Raw genomic sequence first — 3,166 nt, forward strand, 5'->3', positions numbered from 1 at the left:
AGATGAAATTTACTTTCTTAAAGCTAAGTTGAATTCGGGAACTTCTAAGATGTTTATTCTTAAAAATATTTAATATGTCGAAAAGAGTTGAGGCATTAAGTTATTGGAAAAGATTTCCGTAATTAGATTGGGACCGGTTGATCTTTGGATATGAATTTTGCAACGATGTGTAGAAATTTTATCCAAATTTGGACTTGTAACATGTGCAAGCGAGACCTCTGTATAAAGCAGTTACAAACACTGCCCGTAGAGCCCAGCTAAACCCTTTTTACTCTTTGTTGCAAGCTATTTACATAGAAGGCGTAGGCTACGCACCTGGCTGGCGTCGTGATCAAAAAGTACTCCGCCCCCAGTTCTGTATCGAACGACATTTGACCACAAAAGATCAACAGGCCCTATTATTTAAGATTATTTTTCTAATGATTGAAATTGAGGTGTGTTACTACGAGTGTAACTGATAAAACAAAACGGGCTTATCATTGCTGATAAGCCCGTTTCATTACAATCACTTAGACGTTAGTCTTAGTTCATGCCGTATTTCTTTAATTTTTTACGTAAAGTACCACGGTTGATACCTAACATATTAGCAGCGCGCGTTTGGTTGCCACGAGTGTGTTGCATGATGATGTCTAGTAAAGGTGCTTCAACTTCGCACAATACCATTTCATATACTTCAGAAGCTTCCTGACCGTCTAACTGAGAGAAGAAGTTAGTTACGGCACGTTTAACTGCGTCACGTAATAACTGCGGCTTGATAGTGCCGTTTGCTGTTTCGATTTTGCCTACGGTAAGCTGGTGAACTTCTGTGTTAGTTGTCTGATCAAACATTCTATTCTGCTCTTTATTAAATTCTAAACTAATTCATCAAAATAACATTCTACGAGGGAATGTTGCTGGGCAGCGGTTTCAAGCCGATTGAAGTCAGCACGAAATTGGCGCTGTTCCTCATGGTTTAGGTACCACCCGACATGCTTTCTAGCAAATCGGACACCTTTGTATTCGCCATATAAGTCATAAAGTTTCTTAAGGTGTTCAAGCATCACACTGCGTTGCTCTTCTGCCTTAATTGGCGCTAACTTTTTACCTGTTTCCAGATAATGTAGGATTTCTTTAAAAATCCAAGGCCGTCCTTGTGCACCTCTTCCTATCATCAGGGCATCGGCGCCAGTGTAGTCAAGTACAAACTTGGCTTTCTCTGGTGTGTCGATGTCCCCGTTAGCGACAACAGGAATTGAGACATTCTGTTTAATTGCTTTAATGGTGTCGTACTCGGCAAAGCCTTTGTACATGCATTGTCTGGTTCGGCCGTGAACGGCGAGCGAGACAATGCCACAATCTTCAGCAATTTGGGCTATTTCAACACCATTACGATGTTCAGGCTCCCAACCTGTGCGTATCTTTAACGTTACTGGCACATCTACTGCAGCAACCACAGCTTGTAAAATCTCTTTTACTAAGCTGGGGCTTTGCATTAACGCAGAACCAGCAAATTTTTTATTCACTTTCTTTGCTGGGCAGCCCATATTGATATCAATGATGTGCGCACCTTGTTCAACGTTGAACTTAGCGGCATTAGCCATTAAATCAGGATCTGCACCTGCTATTTGTACGGAGCGTATACCTTCTTCACCAGAATGCATCATGCGCTGGCGGCTTTTGTCGCTGTCCCAAACGTCGGGATTCGATGAAAGCATTTCTGATACGGCTAAAGCTGCGCCATAGCGTAAACAGAGATTTCGGAAGGCCTGATCGGTGACACCTGCCATTGGTGCCACAATCAGCTGATTAGACAGTTGATACGGGCCAATTTGCATTTCGGACTTCACCTTGCTCTCCAAAGGGGCGCTATAGTAGCCCTTTTTTACGGCCGTGAAAAGGTCAATAAATGACCTAAATGCAACTTTTTTGCTTGACTTTTATTAGCCGTCACATCTTTGACTAATAAATGGCGTTTTTTGGCCATTTTTGAGCACTGGTGCGTGTTGCAGAGAGATGTTTTCCTATATACAAGTGTCAATTATGAATGTTAACAACCTGTAAACGAGAATTTACGCACTCAATTAGCTCGTAATATAGCCAATTGTTGAGTGCGTTTTAGGCTTGCGAGCTGACTACTTGCGTATTCCTGTTAAGCGACTCCAGTCTTCTTTGTTGCTTACTGGATCCATGATGAACCATTGGCTGTAGAAGTCGGATACTTCTTGTGCTTGTTCTTGCAATAAACCCGATAGCGCCAGTTTGCCACCTATTTTGACTTTTTCAGCTATCAAAGGTGCTAACTCTTTTAACGGACCAGCAAGAATATTAGCGACTAATACGTCTGCTTGTAAGTTGGCTGGTTGATCTTCTGGTAAATATAGGGCCAATTTATCAACTACATCGTTACGTTCAGCATTGGCTTTTGAAGCGTCAATAGCCTGATAATCAATATCAACACCGGTCACTTTTTTGGCGCCGAGTTTAATGGCGGCAATAGCCAAAATACCTGAGCCACAACCAAAATCGATGACTTCTTGGTTTGATAAATCAAGGCTGTCTAACCATTCTAAACATAAGGCGGTGGTAGGGTGTGTACCTGTACCAAACGCTAAACCTGGATCGAGAATGACGTTAACAGCGGTCGGGTCAGGAATTTCACGCCAGCTAGGGCAAATCCATAAGCGTGAACCAAATTGGATTGGGTGAAAGCTGTCCATCCATTCGCGGATCCAGTCTTTATCTTCGACTTGTTCAATTTTATGATTAAAACCTTTGCCTAAAAATGGCATTGATTCTAAAAACTCGATTGTTGGTGCTAAGTCAGTACCCGCATCAAATAATGCAATCATTACGGTATCTTGCCACAGTGGTGTTTCACCTAATTTTGGTTCGAAAATAGGCTCGTCTTGGCCATCTTCATAGGTGATGGAAAGTGAACCTTGATCCATTAATAAGTCGCCAAGCAAGTCGGCGTTATCGCGATGTGTGTGAATGCGTAATTGGATCCAAGCCATGGGATTTTCCTAACTATGGTAAAAGTAATATCAAATTGGCGCTTATTATACCCAAGTTATTTTAAGATGCTCGTTTAGGTGAGAGTTTATTGGTTTTTTGCTCGGTTAAGATTGACCATTTACAGTCTCGTTTATATTAAAAATCGCGCAGGATATTGCTGATGATTAGAAAA

Annotated in this window: 3 protein-coding genes; all 3 read right to left on the reverse strand. The window is 41.7% G+C overall.

The window, feature by feature from the left end:
• Positions 1-522: 522 nt before the first annotated feature.
• Complete coding sequence (fis, locus tag CXF78_RS18215; RefSeq protein ID WP_011635942.1) at positions 523-828, reverse strand: DNA-binding transcriptional regulator Fis; 306 nt, start codon at positions 826-828, stop codon at positions 523-525.
• Between the two features lie 23 nt (positions 829-851).
• Positions 852-1,814 carry a tRNA dihydrouridine synthase DusB gene (gene dusB / locus CXF78_RS18220; protein WP_011635943.1) on the reverse strand — a complete coding sequence of 321 codons (963 nt, stop codon included), beginning with the start codon at positions 1,812-1,814 and terminating at the stop codon, positions 852-854.
• A 297-nt stretch (positions 1,815-2,111) separates the two neighbouring features.
• Positions 2,112-2,993: a 50S ribosomal protein L11 methyltransferase gene (gene prmA / locus CXF78_RS18225; RefSeq protein WP_011635944.1), complete on the reverse strand. Its 882-nt coding sequence runs from the start codon at positions 2,991-2,993 to the stop codon at positions 2,112-2,114.
• Positions 2,994-3,166: the final 173 nt, after the last annotated feature.

Origin of the sequence: Shewanella sp. 11B5, from assembly GCF_002836795.1 — a bacterium.
Classification (GTDB): Bacteria; Pseudomonadota; Gammaproteobacteria; order Enterobacterales; family Shewanellaceae; genus Shewanella; species Shewanella frigidimarina.